Source organism: Sphingobacterium sp. UBA5639 (genome assembly GCF_002421245.1).
GTDB classification, from domain to species: domain Bacteria; phylum Bacteroidota; class Bacteroidia; order Sphingobacteriales; family Sphingobacteriaceae; genus Sphingobacterium; species Sphingobacterium multivorum.
Map to the genome: position 1 here is coordinate 535,584 of NZ_DIJR01000029.1, position 17,104 is coordinate 552,687.

13 protein-coding genes are annotated in these 17,104 nt (G+C 40.0%); 11 read left to right on the forward strand and 2 right to left on the reverse strand.

Annotation, left to right across the window (positions count from 1 at the left end):
* Positions 1-98: 98 nt before the first annotated feature.
* The 10 genes from B4Z90_RS19090 (at position 99) to B4Z90_RS19135 (ending at position 13,433) form a co-directional block, all read left to right on the forward strand.
* Positions 99-1,499 (forward strand): APC family permease, encoded by a 1,401-nt coding sequence (locus tag B4Z90_RS19090; RefSeq protein WP_286802993.1) that lies wholly within the window; start codon positions 99-101, stop codon positions 1,497-1,499.
* Between the two features lie 245 nt (positions 1,500-1,744).
* On the forward strand, positions 1,745-2,308 hold the full coding sequence (pyrR, locus tag B4Z90_RS19095; RefSeq protein ID WP_286802995.1) for a bifunctional pyr operon transcriptional regulator/uracil phosphoribosyltransferase PyrR: 564 nt from the start codon (positions 1,745-1,747) through the stop codon (positions 2,306-2,308).
* A gap of 182 nt (positions 2,309-2,490) precedes the next feature.
* Complete coding sequence (locus tag B4Z90_RS19100; RefSeq protein WP_046672752.1) at positions 2,491-3,429, forward strand: aspartate carbamoyltransferase catalytic subunit; 939 nt, start codon at positions 2,491-2,493, stop codon at positions 3,427-3,429.
* Positions 3,430-3,810: 381 nt separating this feature from the next.
* Positions 3,811-6,849: a tetratricopeptide repeat protein gene (locus B4Z90_RS19105; protein WP_115046620.1), complete on the forward strand. Its 3,039-nt coding sequence runs from the start codon at positions 3,811-3,813 to the stop codon at positions 6,847-6,849.
* A gap of 6 nt (positions 6,850-6,855) precedes the next feature.
* The gene (locus B4Z90_RS19110; RefSeq protein WP_046672750.1) at positions 6,856-8,598 is read left to right on the forward strand and encodes a TonB-dependent receptor; all 1,743 of its coding nucleotides are present in this window, start codon (positions 6,856-6,858) and stop codon (positions 8,596-8,598) included.
* Between the two features lie 41 nt (positions 8,599-8,639).
* The gene (locus B4Z90_RS19115; protein WP_112374859.1) at positions 8,640-10,082 is read left to right on the forward strand and encodes an SPOR domain-containing protein; all 1,443 of its coding nucleotides are present in this window, start codon (positions 8,640-8,642) and stop codon (positions 10,080-10,082) included.
* A 31-nt stretch (positions 10,083-10,113) separates the two neighbouring features.
* Positions 10,114-10,821, forward strand: coding sequence for a MotA/TolQ/ExbB proton channel family protein (locus B4Z90_RS19120; RefSeq protein WP_112374858.1), 708 nt, complete (start codon positions 10,114-10,116; stop codon positions 10,819-10,821).
* Positions 10,821-11,231: an ExbD/TolR family protein gene (locus B4Z90_RS19125; RefSeq protein ID WP_046672748.1), complete on the forward strand. Its 411-nt coding sequence runs from the start codon at positions 10,821-10,823 to the stop codon at positions 11,229-11,231. Before B4Z90_RS19120 ends, B4Z90_RS19125 begins: the two co-directional genes overlap by 1 nt.
* Before the next feature lie 58 nt (positions 11,232-11,289).
* Positions 11,290-12,117 (forward strand): energy transducer TonB, encoded by an 828-nt coding sequence (locus B4Z90_RS19130; RefSeq protein ID WP_286802998.1) that lies wholly within the window; start codon positions 11,290-11,292, stop codon positions 12,115-12,117.
* Positions 12,118-12,128: 11 nt separating this feature from the next.
* A complete protein-coding gene (locus B4Z90_RS19135) occupies positions 12,129-13,433 on the forward strand; it encodes a bifunctional folylpolyglutamate synthase/dihydrofolate synthase (RefSeq protein ID WP_112374857.1) in 1,305 nt (434 codons plus the stop codon).
* A 113-nt stretch (positions 13,434-13,546) separates the two neighbouring features.
* Here the strand turns inward: B4Z90_RS19135 and B4Z90_RS19140 are convergent, their stop codons facing one another.
* Entirely contained in the window at positions 13,547-14,566 is a 1,020-nt protein-coding gene (locus tag B4Z90_RS19140) for an asparaginase (protein ID WP_046672745.1), read from the reverse strand.
* A 12-nt stretch (positions 14,567-14,578) separates the two neighbouring features.
* A complete protein-coding gene (locus B4Z90_RS19145; protein WP_112374856.1) occupies positions 14,579-15,346 on the reverse strand; it encodes a TatD family hydrolase in 768 nt (255 codons plus the stop codon).
* 363 nt (positions 15,347-15,709) lie between these two features.
* On the opposite strand from B4Z90_RS19145, the gene B4Z90_RS19150 reads away from it, so the two are divergent.
* Positions 15,710-17,104, forward strand: a complete 1,395-nt coding sequence (locus B4Z90_RS19150) for a TolC family protein (protein WP_286709677.1) — start codon at positions 15,710-15,712, stop codon at positions 17,102-17,104.

Here is a 17,104-nt window from a genome sequence, read left to right on the forward strand (position 1 = left end):
CGAAAAGGAGAAATACTTTTTGATGCGATGTAGGAAAGGGCAGCTTTTTTTTGATTATTTTTTCTTAGCTTAACGCCATATAAAACCAAGCTTAAGTTATGATGAAACGTCAATTAAAATTGTGGGATGCAGTGATGCTGGTCATGGGATCGATGATCGGAAGCGGTATTTTTATTGTATCGAGTGATATGATGCGGCAGCTGGGGTCCGGATATTGGTTGGCGATAGTTTGGTTATTGACCGCATTGGCCACTGTTGCGGCGGCAATCTGCTATGGCGAATTGTCGTCGATGTATCCGAAGGCTGGTGGACAATATACTTATCTGACAGAAATATTTGGGAAGCCAATCGGCTTTTTATATGGCTGGAGCTTATTTACAGTTATTCAAACGGGGACTATAGCAGCTGTAGCTGTTGCCTTTGGTAAGTTTACGGCCTATCTCATTCCTCAGCTAAATGATGCAGCACCGTTATTTCAGCGTGGAGAGTTTAAGATTACCTGGATACAGATTGTTGCTATGGGTGTTATTATTCTCCTTACTTATATCAATACAAGAGGGATCAAGAGTGGAAAAGCTGTTCAATCTTTCTTTACCTCAGCAAAAATTATTGCCTTGATTTTACTGATTTTAGGTGGTCTGTTTTTGATTAAAGAAAATCATTTTTCAGAAAATATGGCTTATGGCTGGGACTCTTTTCAAAATTTGAAAGGTACAGGCTGGTCGCAGATCTCGGGTGGCGTACTGATGGGGGCATTAGCTGCTGCCATGGTAGGTTCTGTATTTAGCAGTGTAGCCTGGGAAAATGTAACGTTTGTTTCCGGGGAAATTGTTAATCCGCAGCGTAATGTCGTTCGGGCATTGGTTATTGGGACGAGCCTGGTGATGTTGCTCTATATAAGTTGTAATTACATTTACCTGGCGGCATTAAATCGAGAGGAAATTGCTTTTGCAGCCAATGATCGGGTAGCTATTGCAGCCGCTGAAAAAATATTGGGACATAGTGGCACGGTAGCGATGGCAATTTTGGTCATGATCTCGACCTTTGGTTGTGTGAACGGACTTGCGCTTTCAGGAGCGCGTGTTTTTCAGACCATGGCAAAAGATGGACTGTTTCTGAAACAGGCGATTCCCAATAACAAATATGATGTGCCTGCACGATCATTATGGCTTCAGGGGATCTGGGCTTCATTACTTTGTCTAAGCGGACAATATGGCAACTTGCTGGATATGATATCTTTTGTTATTGTTATATTTTATATGATTACAGTGTTGGGTGTTATTATTCAACGTGTCCGGAGACCTGATTTGGAACGTTCCTATAAGACATTTCTATTTCCTGTCACTCCGATCTTGTACCTGCTGATCGGTACTGTATTTTGTGTATTATTAATTATCTATAAGCCACAATATACCTGGCCCGGCTTTATCCTTGTATTAATCGGTGTACCGGTATATTTTTTCGCACGCAATAATAAACCTGCCCAGCTCGACGAATAATCTCCCAGTATAACTTAAGATGCTATGGAATTTGCTGTAAATGGTTGGCAATGCGTATTGTATATAACTTCAAAATCTGGTAATGTGCTGGAATAATGGCTTTGTAAATTTCCCGGAAAGGAAGATAATCTTTGTTTAAATCACTTTTTGTTATTGTGCCAGTTGGATGCAAATATTGAAATTAATTGCCCTTCATGGCTTCGTTTTTGTTAAAAAAAGTGTAGCTTTGCTCAAACATTCCCATAATGAAACAGTCGATTTTATTAGACGGACCAAAATTTCAAATCACAATTCAAAGACTATGTCGTCAATTGATTGAGAATCACGGTGATTTTTCAAATGCTGTCGTCATAGGTATTCAACCCCGAGGAACTTTCTTAGCGAGACGCATCGTCAAAGAGCTTGAACAAATGATCGGAAAAGAGATTTTAGTTGGCGATTTGGATATTACCTTTTATCGCGATGACTTCCGTACGAAAGGGAATACTGGTCCAATCTTAGCAAATAGCACAAATATCAATTTTATTGTAGAAGGTAAAGAGGTGATCTTTATAGATGATGTCTTATGGACAGGACGTACTATTCGTGCGGCAATGGATGCTGTGCAGGCATTTGGCCGTGCAAGAAGAATAGAATTGCTTGTTTTGGTCGATCGCCGGTTTTCTAGACAGATCCCTATTCAGCCCGATTATATCGGAATACAGGTAGATTCTATTGATTCACAAAAAGTAATTGTTAACTGGAAAGAATCAGAGGATCAGGATAGTATTATCTTGATTACAGAAAAGAATGCGTCAGCTAGCGATTAATAGCGGTGTCATGACGATACTGAAGGTTATTGTTGACCTTTGGAAACAGGCACTTTCAATAAAACCTTCATGACTTCGCAGACGCCAACAGCAATGAAAGCAAACTGAAGGTTCTTTCTGGCCAATAAGATCAGACACTTTCAGAAAAAAAATGATTAGTAAATATTTGAATATACTATAAAATGTCATCTGTAGCAGAACAATTAAGTACCCGCCATTTATTGGGGATCAAAGATCTAAATGAGAACGATATCCAATTGATCCTGGATACAGCAAGTAATTTCAAAGAGGTATTAAATAGGCCAATTAAAAAGGTTCCGTCATTACGGGATATTACGATTGCCAACGTGTTTTTTGAAAATTCTACACGTACACGCTTGTCTTTTGAACTAGCTGAAAAGAGGCTTTCTGCGGATATCGTGAATTTTGCAGCATCCTCCTCTTCCGTAAGTAAGGGGGAGACACTCATCGATACGGTGAACAATATTCTGGCCATGAAGGTTGATATGATTGTAATGCGACATCCCTATGCTGGGGCTGGGGTATTTCTAAGTAAACATGTTGATGCACAGATTGTCAATGCAGGTGACGGAGCACATGAACACCCTACACAAGCTTTGCTTGATTCATTTTCAATTCGTGAACGCTATGGCGATGTAGCTGGTCGTAAAGTAGCTATTGTTGGGGATATCACACATTCACGCGTTGCCTTGTCGAATATCTTATGTCTTCAAAAGCAAGGTGCTGAAGTGATGGTTTGTGGTCCGACCACATTAATTCCTAAACATATTACCTCATTGGGTGTAAAGGTAGAGCATGATTTGAGAAAAGCGCTGAACTGGTGCGATGTTGCAAATATGTTACGGATTCAATTGGAGCGTCAGGATATTGCCTATTTCCCTTCCTTAAGAGAATATTCCATGCTATATGGATTGAATAAAGAGATTTTGGATTCTTTAGAGAAGCCAATTACAATTATGCACCCCGGACCAATCAATCGAGGGGTCGAAATCACATCGGATGTCGCGGACAGCGAACATTCAATTATTTTGGATCAGGTTGAAAATGGTGTTGCTGTGCGCATGGCTGTCTTGTATCTACTAGCAGGGCAACGCGGATAGTTGAAATTGGTTTCGCCCTGCGTTAATGCACGTGGGAGACTAAATAACACTGTTTTCTAATGCTACAATAGTATGCCTGACTTTATTTTTTGTCGGGCATATTTTTTGTGCAAAATTTCCGTTATAATACAGGATTATTCACAGATGTTAATAACTTTTGTGTAAAATAGCTCAATTAAAGTATAATTTAGTAAAATGAATAAAACTATCTCCCTAAGAAGTGGAGATTTGAATTGATTTTCAATAAATTTGGGGCTATCTTAAAGCCTTTCATGGCTGAGAAGCTTTTGATAAATTCGCCGGTTAAAGCAAATTTATCGCGGGTTGGAGGGAGATTCATTTACATTTGCAGATAAATAACATATTAAGGTTTCACATATTATGTATAAGAAGATTTACCAGGTGGGAGTTGCATTAACCGTTATGGCGACGCCAGCATTAGCGCAACAGACAGAATGGCAACAAATCAACAAGGCGTACAAAACAGGAATGGAATTGTATGAACGCGGAAAATTTAGTTCTGCTTCAGCCCAATTTGACCGTGTTGAAGCTTTGCGGACAAAATCCAACTTGCAATTGGACGAAACAGAGGAACTTTCTTTGTTGAAAGAGAACGTACGGTATTATCAAGCAGTTTGCGCACTGGAATTGGGCGAATCTGATGCCGAAAACCGTTTTCTGAAATACATTAAGGATTTCCCTGTCAGTGCAAATGCTAAAGCAGCTTATTTTCAAATCGGTAAATCCTATTATGCTAAAAAAGATTATGTTAAGGCCTTAGAGTGGTTTAATAAGATCGATAGCAAAAATTTAGCAGGTAAAGAAAATGTAGAATATCGCTTTAAATATGGATACGCTTCCTTTATGACTAAAGACTATAAAACGGCGAAACCATTATTTGAAGGATTGAAAGATCAAAAAACTGAATTTCAGGAAGCTTCCATCTATTATTACGCGTATCTTTCTTACTTAGACGCCGAGTATAAAACGGCGTTGAATGAATTTGAGCGTTTGAATGGATCCAAACAATTCGAAAATAGTTACCCCTATTATATCACTGCTTTGTATTTCTTGGATAAACGCTACGACGATGTATTGGATTATGCATTGCCAATTTTGTCGCGGACAAAACAAGAAAATGAAACAGAGATGTTCCGTATTATAGCGGCAACATACTTTATCAAAGGTGATTTAAAAACATCAAAAGAGTATTACGATAAATTCCAGGCACAAGATCAAGGTAAGACGCAGAATAATCAGGATAGCTACCAAATCGGTTACATCGCTTACAAATTGAAGGATTACGATAAAGCGATCACGGAATTGGAAAAAATGACCGAGCCTGACGCTTATTATCAGTCTGCGATGATTACCCTAGGTGATGCTTTCTTGAAGAAAGGCAATAAGCAATCTGCGCGTAATGCATTTTTCCGGGCTTCGAAATTGGATTTTGATCCGGCAATGCAAGAAGAGGGCTTATTCAACTATGCTAAGCTTTCGTATGAGTTGGAATTCCACCAAGTGGCTTTGGCTTCTACACAAGAATACTTGAAAACGTATCCAAAATCGAAACGTTTGGAGGAAGCGAAAACTTTACTTGCTGAAGTATTGTTGAGTACAAAAAACTACCGCGAAGCAGTTGATATTTTGGAATCTATCCCTAAACGTGGAAAAGAAGCAAACGCAGCTTATCAAAAGGTAACCTACTACAGAGGTTTGGAATATTATAACGAGCGTGCTTTTGAAAATGCAATTTCCCTATTCATGCGCTCCGAAGAGTTCCGTTATGACGAGGAAATTTACGCTTTAGCCACCTATTGGAAAGCGGAAGCCATGTACGAAGTTCGTAAATATGGTGAAGCGGTTACAAATTTCAATAAATTCTTACGCTTGCCGGGAGCTAGCAAAACGGATGTGTATGGCTATGCCAATTATGCGTTAGCCTATGCGGCTTTCCGTAATGGTAACTACAGCACGGCGGCAAATTACTTCGAGCGTTTCTTAGCGTCTGGTGGTTCGAAAGGAATTGAAATGAATACACGTAATGATGCAATTGCACGCTTAGGTGATTCTTATTTCTCTTCGAAAAACTACGGTAGAGCATTAACAGAATACAATAAGTTAATCTCTTCTAAAGCTCCTAGTCAGGATTACGCTTTATTCCAACGTGGTATTATTCAAGGATTACAAGGGGATAACAATGGTAAAATTTCAACATTGAATGCTGTTATTGCGCAATTCCCGAGTTCGAATTATGCCGACGATATTGCTTTTGAGATTCCTTATACACGTTTCTTGATGGGAGAAAGTGATCAGGCAATTGCAGGCCTTCAAACAATGGTTGAAAAATATCCGCGCAGTAGTTATGTGCCACGTGCTTTGGTGACGATTGGTCTGGTTCAATATAATCAAGATAACAATGATGCTGCATTGGCAACTTTCCAACGTGTAGTTGACCAATATGCATCAACAGATGAAGCAAGACAGGCCATGCGTTCCATTGAGAACATCTATTTGGACAAAGGCGATGCAACAGGATATATCAAATATGCAACGGGAACAAATTTAGGTGACGTTTCGAAATCTGAACAAGATTCACGCTCATTCTCGACTGCGACGACTTTATTCTCCAGAGGTAATTATCAAGGGGCGGTGGAAGCTGTAAATGCATATTTCGACAAATTCCCGAAACCAAATCAAGAGAAATATGCACGTTTTGTTCGTGCTGAAAGTAACGCAGCTCTGGGTAATACAGAAGATGCATTACATGATTACAATATTATCTTGAATGACTGGACGTCTCCTTATACAGAACGCACGTTGATTTCGGTTTCCAATTTATATTTGAAACAAAAGAAATATAACGAAGCGACACAGTTGTTGAAAAAACTGGAGCTTACTTCTGAGTATAAGGCTAACTATGGTTTCGCAATCAATAACTTAATGGTCTCTTATTTTCAGATTGGGGATTATAAAGAAGCCTTAAATTATACCAATGCTGTCAAGAATTACGAGAAGTCTTCGGAAGAGGAGATCGCAAATGCCTTCTTGTATGCCGGCAAATGTTATGTGAAGCAGAATAAGAAAACTGAAGCCATGAAAGAATTCAGTTTAGCAGCATTGAAGAGCCGTACCGTCTTCGGTGCAGAAGCAAAATACAATGTTGCAGTGCTTCAATTGGAAAATAAACAATACGATGCTTGTATTAAGACAGCTATGGATCTATCTGATAATTTCTCTTCGTACGAATATTGGGTAGCGAAAAGTTTTATCACTATGGCAGATGCTTATGCAGGTAAGGGGGATACTTTCCAAGCAAAAGCTACACTTGAATCGATTGTGGATAACTATGATGCGAAAGATGATATTTTGCCAGCAGCAAAAGAACGTCTAAATAAATTGAACAACAAAAAGAAATAGGATACAATGAAGAAGTTGCAAAATAGAAACGTGAAGAAATATACTTTAGCAGCGCTTTTGATGGGCGTGGGATTGAATTCTTTTGCACAGGAAACAGGCAAGAAGAATGATCCTGAAAAACCGGTCACTATCGATTCTTTTGATGTTGTTCGTGATTATAAACCAATTCTTGCGGATGCTGTAAAAATCCGCCGCAGTCCGGATATGACCAACAAACGGGAATACCAACCCAAATTGTCCTACAACAATATTTTGGACAAGAAATTGGATATCAATACGGGGTTGAAACAATTGAATGTACAGGAGATTCCTTTTGCGCAACCTTTTGAGCATAGTAGCAACTATGTCAAATTTGGTATCGGTAACTATAACAGTATATTGGGAGAGGCTTATTTAGCTTCTGAGCAGTTTGAAAACACACGATTTGGCTTATTTGCAAAGCATTTGAGCCAAAAGGGTAATATTGATGGACAGAAGTTCAGTACACAGGATATCGGTATCTTTGGTCGCCGTGTATTGGATGCCGTAACCGTTAAAGGTACCATCGGATACAATCGTTATGGAACGAATTTCTATGGTCAGACTTTTGACCAATCGGGAACAACTTTGTTGAATACAACTCCGGATAAACAGACCTTTACAGATATCTATTTGAATGGAGAGCTCTCAAGTAATGTGGATCCGAAGAATGAGCAGGCATTAAGCTATTCCGCAAAAGTTGATGGCTATTTGTTTAAAGATGCCTACAAAGCCAAAGAAAATTCGATCGCATTATCCGGTTATTTGAATAAGCGTTTAAGTGCATTCAATGTTGGGGCAAATTTAAGCGTGACAATGAATAACGTGAAAGATAGCGCTGAGGTAAAAAATCATTTGGCGGTTATCAATCCATATATTCGTTTTAAGGGCGACAACTATAACGTAACCTTGGGTGCGAATTTAACTTCTGAATTTGGCGATAGCTCAAGATTCAATATTTTCCCATCGGTGGAGGCTGATTTTGCATTGGCACCTGAATACATCTCTTTGTTTGCCGGGATTAATGGTGGCGTAAAACAAGCTTCTTTCCGTAGTTTCGCTAAAGAAAATCCGTATTTGGCTCCTAACGCTAAAATGATCAACTCGATTGAGAAAATGAATGTTTATGCAGGTTTAAAAGGAAATGCCGGTGCAACATTTGGTTATAAAGTAAAGGTATTCTACAAGCAGATTGAAGGACTGCCTTTATTTAAAAATAGTGCATTTGGCGATAGTCAAAATGGTTATGTGCCTTGGGCTTTTGATGTCGTTTATGATGGCGTGATCAATAAGGCTAAACATATGGGATTGGAAGGAGAAATCAATGTACGTCTTTCACAGCTGGTTAATCTAGGCGGAAAAGTGTATATAGACGATTATAAATTGAGTGATGAGGAAGAAGCATGGGGCTTGCCCAAATTCCGCATGCAAGCTAATGCACGCTTCAATATTTCCGATAAATTTTTCGTAGATGCTGAACTTTCTACACAAGGCAATACCTATGCATATATTTATGATTATAACACAGATGGCAGTCGTATTGCCAACAGTGGGCATAAGGCAACAATAGGTTCATTTGCTGATCTTAATGCGGGCGCAGAATACCGAATCAAAAAACAATTTGGTATTTTCGTCAAAGCAAATAACATTTTTGGAAAAGAATACGAACGTTATATGTATTACCCAAGATTGGGCTTTAATGTAATTGGTGGTCTTAATTATTCGTTTTAACGAATTAAGATTATAAATTTGCATCTTAAACATAGTGCGCGATGAATCTAGGCAAAAACATCAATAGTTTATTAAAACGTTATGCGGAAGTATACGTGCCCGGAATAGGTGTGTTCAAACGAATTCATTCTCCGGCTCAGTTCGATAAACAAAATAATGTGTTTTTGCCACCAATTTCTTATGTTGAGCTGGACTACTCTGCTCAACATGGGTTTAATATTGTTCATTATATCCAACAGCAGGAAAACTTGGGCCTAAATCAGGCACAACAGATCTTGTCGGAAACTGTTGAGAACCTGCGGGCTGATTTGGGGCAATTTGGACAGGTCAAATTGGATGATCTTGGCTTATTGATTAGTTATGGCGCAAGTTTAGTCTTCAAACCCTTGGATCTATCTGGATTCGATTTCCAGCCCGTTACAAATCTTGTTGCACCAGAGATTGAAACAGTCGTTTCTTCTTTGGAAGAAGCGAAAGAAGAAGAACTTACGAACTTAGCTGTTGAAGATGACCCTGTTGTTGAAGAAGATCCTGTAGTGGAAGCTGATCATAACATAGAGCCTGTCGGGGAGTCTATTTCGGATACGGCAGATGATCAAGACGAAACGATCGAGGTTGAAGAGGAAACTGAAACAGCACACGAGCCGGCCGTTGTAAAGGATCCTGTATTGAATGAGACTGTACAGGAAACTGAATTGGCAAATGATCTTAATGATGATGAAACCGAAGAATCTCCATTAACAAAAGAGGAAACGGAGGAGCTTGAACCTGTGGAGGCAGCTTTGATAGCTGGTAGTAATCAATCGGTTACTCCAGAGGAAGAAATCACTTCAAAAAAAGAAATCGGTGCTATTGCGTCGGCTAACGCCAATTCGGCATATGCACCAAATATCTATGAGGAAGAGCCGCGTAATTCAAATGCGATCTGGTATTGGATGACTGGAATTATTGTGCTGGCAATGGTTGCTGTTGCGGTCGTTTACACCAATCCTGCATTAAAGGATTCGTTATTCGGGTCGACCAAACCTGTCGTAAAGACGGCAGATACCCTTGTTCAACAAAAGCCGATCATACCTGCTGATACCTTGTCCAATACGCAAGCCGATAGTTTAAAGCAAGTCGATTCATTGGTTAAGCGTAATGTAGCCGATTCTGTTAAAAAGACAGCTGCTGTACCAGCGACCAATGCTGCAGCAAAACCTCCGGTTCTGGAAGCAAATCCTGTGATTAAGGAGTCCATTCCTGTTGCTCAACCGCGATACCAGGTGGTCATTGGATCAGCAAAAACTATGGCAAGCGCCGAGCAGGAGGCACAACGTCTTCGTGCGATGGGCTATAAAACAGCACGGGCAGTTGAAGGGAAAAATAAAAAAGATAGAAAGAAAATTATCTTAAATACCTACATGACAAATGAGGAAGCACAGCTTGCGAAGAAGTCGGTACTCAATAAAATTAAGGATGCTTGGGTAGAAAAGATCTTATAAAAGTTAAAACTATATAAAACTATTAATAATTATGTCATTAGTACAAGATACAGCACGGGTTGCTGTGGATTCGTTTAATCAAGCTGCACAACAACCATTACCTGCTGCTGCGCCTACAGAAAACATGAGTTTGATCGATATGATGATCAAAGGGGGATGGATTATGGTTCCAATCTTACTGTTGTTCTTTATTGGATTGGTTATCTTTTTTGAGCGTTATTTGACGATTCGTCGTGCTGCAAAATATGATAACAGCTTAATGTCGCAAGTAAAGGCAAATGTGTTGTCGGGGAACTTGGATTCAGCGTTAGCTGTAGTTCGTTCAAGTAACTCAGCTTTGGGACGCATGTTGCAAAAAGGCTTATTGCGTGTCGGCAGACCGATCAAAGATATTGAAGGAGCGATCGAAAACGTGGGTAAATTGGAAGTTGCCAAGTTAGAAAAGAACATCAATATTTTGGGTATTATTGCTGGTATTGCCCCTATGCTTGGTTTCGTAGGTACGATCTTTGGAGTAATTAAGATTTTCCACGACGTGGAATTAGCAGGTGGTATTGATATTGCTTCTGTATCTGGGGGACTATATGTAAAAATGGTATCGTCTGCATCAGGTCTTGCGGTGGGTATCTTAGCTTATTTAGGCTACCATATCCTGAATATGATGGTGGAACGATTGATTTTACGGATGGAAACGGATGCAGTAGAATTTATTGATTTATTGGATGAACCCGGAAGATAATGAACTTACGAAGTAGAAAAAATAAACCATCTGCGGAAGTACATACTTCAGCGCTGAATGATATCATGTTTTTCCTGATGTTATTCTTCCTGTTGGCTTCTGCAGTTTCTAATCCGCAAGTGGTGAAGCTATTGTTGCCAAAGTCAAGTGCGGGAGAACAATCTGTTGCTAAAAAGACCGTCACGGTATCGATTACAAAAGATTTGGGCTATTTTATTGATAAAACACCCGTTCCAATTGAAGGATTGGAGGCTGCAATTCAATCCCAAATGGCTGCAGGCGAGGAAGTGACAATTATGCTCTATGTCGATAATACGGTTCCTATTCAAAATGTTATTTCTGTTATGGATGTAGCTAATCGATTGAAGATTAAAGTGGTATTGGCAACAGAACCCAAAAAAGATAAGTAAGAATAATTAAACTTTTTGAGAGTTTATTGTTCATATGTTAATATAGGAGATTAATGCGATGAGATATCATCTTCAACATGAAGAAAATAATTTCCCCAAAGCGCTGGGGATATCGACTCTAGTCATGGCATCGTTGCTCTTGATTGGTTTTTTTGTTGTTTTTAAGGCACAGGCTCCGGATGAATATGGAATGGGGGGAATGATCGTTAATTATGGGACATCACCCGAAGGTATGGGGGATGACTATATGAGCGTTGAGGAACCTTCTGTAGATCCCAATGCGAATAATGAGCGCCCAGACCGTATCGATCCTGTCGAAACACCTACCCCAACTCCAACGCAACAAGTTGCGGAGAAGGCAGTCGCTACGCAAGATCTGGAAGATGCTCCTGCGGTAACAAAAACCGAAAAAAAGGTAGTATCAAAGGCGCCTGAAACCACCAAAGAAGTGAAGGAAGTGGCTCCGCAGGCAAACGCTAAAGCACTTTTTAAAGGGAATAAAAATAATGGTAAAGGAGCTGGTGATGGTACAGGAACAACACCTGGAAATCAAGGTTCCAAACTAGGTGATCCTTTAGCAAGTAATTATGGCGAAGGAGGATCTGGAAACGGTAACATGATGTTGTCTATTGAAAACCGAAGCTTTACGCAACGGCCAAGTATCGACGACAATGGACAGCAAGCAGGAAAGGTTGCTGTGGAGTTTAGAGTCAATAAGCAAGGGGTTATCACCTATGCGCGTGCTGGTGTAAAAGGAACGACGATCACCGATCCATCGTTATTGGAGAAATGTGAGCGTGCTGTACGTGGCGCTAGGCTAAACCAATTGCCGAATGCCCCCAACTCACAGACGGGACGGATTGTGTTCAATTTTAGATTAAGATAAAAATCATTCACATGAATGCTTATAATGAGGCAATTGAGTATCTGTATACTCGATTGCCTATGTTTACAAGGGATGGCGCCTCTGCCTTCAAAAAAGACCTTGACAATACCATCAAACTTTGCGCTGCGTTGGACGACCCACAGCGAAAATTCAAAACTTTACATATTGCTGGCACAAACGGAAAGGGATCTACCTCCCATATGTTGGCCGCTATTTTGGCCGAAGCAGGCTATAAGACCGGTCTCTATACTTCACCACATTTACTGGATTTCAGAGAACGTATTCGTGTCAATGGAAAGTTATGTGAGCAAGAATTTGTTGTCGATTTTGTCAATACCCATCGCGAGCTTATAGAAGAAGTCAGTCCATCCTTTTTCGAAATTACTGTAGCCATGGCTTTTGATTATTTCGAGAAGAAAAAGGTTGATATCGCTGTCATTGAAGTCGGCCTTGGCGGGCGTTTGGATAGCACCAATATTATTCAGCCTTTGCTGTCCGTAATTACCAATATCGGTTTTGATCACATGAATCTTCTCGGTAATACACTGGCAGAAATTGCTGCGGAGAAGGCGGGAATTATCAAAAGAGATACACCTGTCGTTATTTCGGAATATGCCGAAGAAACGGCTGCTGTGTTTGTGGATAAAGCAGCGATGGAGCATGCGCCGATACAATTCGCTTCTGACAAGTATGAGACCAAGATGCTGGCAGTCGACCAAGATTATTTAACAGTGCAGGCTATTGATCCTAACGGTCATCAAGCAACATATCAGCTCGATCTTAAAGGCTCTTATCAGGTGAAAAATCTTGCCGGCGTGTTATTAGCTGTGGATGAGTTACGTCAACTGGGCTTTGAGATCAGTGATCAACATATTCATCGCGCGCTGAAAAACGTGCAAACAAGTACAGGAATTCAAGGGCGGTGGCAACAATTGTCTAAGGATCCATTTATCATCTGCGATACAGGGCATAACGAGGACGGAATTCATGAAGTGCTCAAAAATTTGGCGACAACGGTTTATGATAAATTGCACTTTGTGATAGGGGCAATGCGTGATAAGGATTTATCCCATATGTTGCCTTATCTGCCGAAGGATGCAATCTATTATTTCTCCGCTCCGGATATGCCGCGTGCAATGCCAGCGGATGTGTTGCGAAAAGAAGCTTTGGAATTTGGTCTAGTTGGACTCGATTATCCATCCGTGGAAGCCGCGTTTGATGCAGCAAAAGAGGCGTATCAGCAAGGTAACCTAATTTTTGTTGGCGGAAGCAATTTTGTTGTTGCGGAAGTGCTGGCTAGTTTGACGCACGACTAGGAATATCACCTTTTCTCGCAAATAAATCTGCGGGAGGAATTCATAGAAATTGATCATAAAAAGGGAGCTGCATGACGTGCAGCTCCCTTTTTATACTTTTGTACCGTTGGTCATTAGTCATTGATTGTCAATTCACCACGAATATCCTTTTCAATCCAATAGGCGACTTCTTTTTGATCTTCTAACTCACCTTGAAGATACATCAATTTAGTTACTGCCGCTTCAAATGTAAGGTCGTAGCCATTGAGCACGCCGATAGATTTAAGTCCTTGTGAAGTCTCATAACGACCTAATTCAACAGACCCTACTTTACATTGTGAAATGTTGAGGATATTTTTACCTTGTTCAATGGCTTCCTTCAATAAATCCAGAAACCAGGTGTCGGTGGTTGTATTGCCCGATCCAAATGTTTCCATAACAATGGAGCGGACATCGGAATCCAGGACTGCTTTGATAGTTTGCGCAGAGATTCCCGGAAATAATTTTAATACAGCTACCCTGTTGTCCAGTTTGGTATGTAGGATAAATTCTTTATCAATATTATTTAATAAAGCATCTGTATTGTATTTGAGGTGAATACCAGCTTCGACCAATACAGGATAGTTTGGCGATCTAAAGGCCTCAAATTTGGCCGAATTATATTTAAATGAGCGATTGCCGCGGAATAATTTATTGTCGAAAAGAATACATACCTCTTGGATAATGGAGATGCCATCCTGCTTCGCCGAAGCGATTTCCAACGCTGTCATCATATTCTCCCTGGCGTCCGTTCGGATCTCACCGATAGGTAGCTGAGAGCCGGATAAAATGACCGGTTTTTGGAGTCCTTCCAACATAAAGCTCAGTACGGAGGCCGTAAAAGCCATTGTATCGGAACCGTGTAGAATAACAAAACCGTCGTAATTCGCATAGTTATCCTTAATAATTTGTGCCATTTCAATCCATATTTCAGGCTTCATGTTGGATGAATCGATAATAGGTTCGAAAGAGTGCACGGTCAGCTTATAGTCTAAGCGACTTAAATCAGGGAGATTACGTTTGATCAATTCAAAGTCGAAAGGAACGAATGTTCCTGTTTCATCTTTAACCATTCCAATGGTCCCACCTGTGTAGATAATAAAGATATTATGCATTGAGTTTTGAAATTATATACCAAATATACGTTTTGAATTTTCTGTTGTGATTTCGGCGACCTTCTCGACGGAAATCTGATGCAGATCAGCTACTTTTTGAGCGACGTAAACCAAATAGCTGCTCTCATTTTCTTTACCGCGGAAAGGGACAGGTGCCAGATAGGGTGCATCGGTCTCAAGAACGATATGCTTCAAGTCGATTTCTTTAACGACTTGATCTAAGCCCGCTTTTTTAAAGGTAACGACCCCGCCAATACCAAGGGCGAACCCTAAATCGATCGAATGATGGGCCTGCTCCAGGCTGCCCGTAAAGCAGTGCAGAACGCCAAACAGTCTGTCGTCGTGGAGTTCTTCCAATAATTCGAACAATTCAGTAAAGGCTTCCCGACAATGGATATCGATTGGTAAATTTAATTCTTTAGCCCATTGAACCTGAGTTCGAAAGGCATCTTTTTGAATTTCAAGCGTGCTTTTATCCCAATAAAGATCCAGCCCAATCTCACCTATGGCATGGACTTTGTTTGTTTCCAAGCTCTTTCGGATGGTTTCTAACTCTTCCACATAGTTTTCCTTTACGTCGCAGGGATGTAATCCAAGCATGGGAAAACAATGTTCTGGATAAGCTGCTACGGTATCAAATACAGGTTTTATGGAAGCGCTATTCACATTCGGCAAAAAAAGGCGTTGTATGCCATTATCAAAGCAACGTTGTAGATGTTCTTGCAGTTTTTCGGTTCCTGCATGGTAATAAATGTGTGTATGTGTATCTGTAAGCAACATAGTTTTCTGCGTGGAAGCAGTGGGTTAGGGTAAAAACTTGTTTTTATTATTATCGAATAAAGTGGTAGACTTAATTACCAAAATTTCAATTCGATCTCCAAAGATAACTTATTAATTAGCAAAAATGAAAATTAATACTGGATTCCTTCGATTGAGATGAATTCCTTTTTCGTATCTTGGAAAACGCCATTAGGAGGAGGACCGCCCCTTCATGCCATGAGGACAGTAGTAACGATTATTATTGCCCCTTGGAAAGATAGGTCGTAATAAAAAGAGTCAGAAGTCAAACATACCGTAAGATTTACTGTTAAATAGATAAAAGAGGCGGTTGTTGTCCTATTTTTATAAGAATAAATGAATCATATGATGAATAAGAGGTTATGCCTGGGTTTGTTGACTTTGGCGTCGGTTATGTTTATAAACAAACTACATGCGCAATCATTGATTGACCCATCGATAAAAGACATTATTCAAAAAGCCTTTCAGACAAATAAAGAATTGAAATTGAAGGCTTACGAAGTCGATAAAGCACGTCTGGAAGCTGATGGTGTTAAAGCAAATCGGTTGCCGCACGTCTCCGCACTCGGGCTATACGGTTATGTACATAGCAATGGGAGTATTGATATTCCTACAGTTAATATTCCTTTGTTGAACCTAGGCCTGTTTGAAGGAGCAACAGGATTTAGTATGCATGGGCAAGCTGCTTATGCGGGAGTGTCTGTAAAGCAGATTATCTTTTCCGGATTACAGATTCCGAATGGAATAAAAGCATTGCAGGAGAAAGCTGCGGCACAACAATATTTAGAATCGGCCAGTCGAGAGACACTCTCTAAGGATATTATAGCATCATTTGATCAATTAATGTTGTTGGATGAGGTGGATAAATTAATTGTAGATTCTGAAAAGCGATTAAAAAAAGAGCAGGAAAAGGTGAATAAAGCGATTCAAAATGGACTTGCAATACCTTATGATCGAGATAAATTGAAATTGGCATTACTGGAATTGGAAGAGAAAAAGGTAGAACTTTCTGGCAATCGGGATTTGTTGTGCCAAAAGATCGAACAAGAAACTGGCGTGTCTTTTCATGAGGTTGGTGGAATTCATTATCGACTTAAACCTATATTTTTGTCAGAGCTACCACGTGATGTCGAACAAAGATCCGAATTGAAAGCGCTAGATGCTTCTTCAAAAGCGTATGAATATCTGTATAAAAAAGAAAAGGGGGGAGCTCTTCCTGCTGTCTTTGCCTTTGGATCTGCAAACTATCTGAATGTTTTCAATTCTAAACTCACGGTGAAAGACCAACCCCTGTTTGGTACAGTCAATTTGCCACTTAATTCCATCAAGGGAAGTCCCAATGTCATGGTCGGCGTAGGGGTTAAATGGGATCTCTATACCGGCGGGGAACATCACAATAAAATTAAGCAAGTCAAACTCGATCAACATATCAATACGACCAAGCGGGAAGATACGCAGGAAAAGTTAAATCTATTATTGAGCAAGAATACAGTCACCTATACGACTGGCAACCAAAAGTTGAAAGTGGGAGAACAGCAGTTGAAAGTTGCCGAAAATAACCTTTCTATGGCTGTTAAACAGTATCAAGCCGGCTTAATAGATGTTACGGAGTTGTTGGCTGCTGAAAACGATTGGTACAAAGTTAATTTGGGTTATTTTAACAATGTATTGCAGCAACGTACTGCTGCGGTCGAATTACTACATACATCAGGAAAATTATTACAAACTATACATGAGTAA

Bases quoted from the DNA above. Each gene is read 5' to 3' on its own strand.
- pyrR (WP_286802995.1), top strand. From the start codon at position 1,745: ATGAAACAGTCGATTTTATTAGACGGACCAAAATTTCAAATCACAATT.
- B4Z90_RS19105 (WP_115046620.1), top strand. From the start codon at position 3,811: ATGTATAAGAAGATTTACCAGGTGGGAGTTGCATTAACCGTTATGGCG.
- B4Z90_RS19125 (WP_046672748.1), top strand. From the start codon at position 10,821: ATGAACTTACGAAGTAGAAAAAATAAACCATCTGCGGAAGTACATACT.
- B4Z90_RS19135 (WP_112374857.1), top strand. From the start codon at position 12,129: ATGAATGCTTATAATGAGGCAATTGAGTATCTGTATACTCGATTGCCT.
- B4Z90_RS19110 (WP_046672750.1), top strand. From the start codon at position 6,856: ATGAAGAAGTTGCAAAATAGAAACGTGAAGAAATATACTTTAGCAGCG.
- B4Z90_RS19115 (WP_112374859.1), top strand. From the start codon at position 8,640: ATGAATCTAGGCAAAAACATCAATAGTTTATTAAAACGTTATGCGGAA.
- B4Z90_RS19150 (WP_286709677.1), top strand. From the start codon at position 15,710: ATGATGAATAAGAGGTTATGCCTGGGTTTGTTGACTTTGGCGTCGGTT.
- B4Z90_RS19120 (WP_112374858.1), top strand. From the start codon at position 10,114: ATGTCATTAGTACAAGATACAGCACGGGTTGCTGTGGATTCGTTTAAT.
- B4Z90_RS19130 (WP_286802998.1), top strand. From the start codon at position 11,290: ATGAGATATCATCTTCAACATGAAGAAAATAATTTCCCCAAAGCGCTG.
- B4Z90_RS19100 (WP_046672752.1), top strand. From the start codon at position 2,491: ATGTCATCTGTAGCAGAACAATTAAGTACCCGCCATTTATTGGGGATC.
- B4Z90_RS19090 (WP_286802993.1), top strand. From the start codon at position 99: ATGATGAAACGTCAATTAAAATTGTGGGATGCAGTGATGCTGGTCATG.
- B4Z90_RS19140 (WP_046672745.1), bottom strand. From the start codon at position 14,566: ATGCATAATATCTTTATTATCTACACAGGTGGGACCATTGGAATGGTT.
- B4Z90_RS19145 (WP_112374856.1), bottom strand. From the start codon at position 15,346: ATGTTGCTTACAGATACACATACACACATTTATTACCATGCAGGAACC.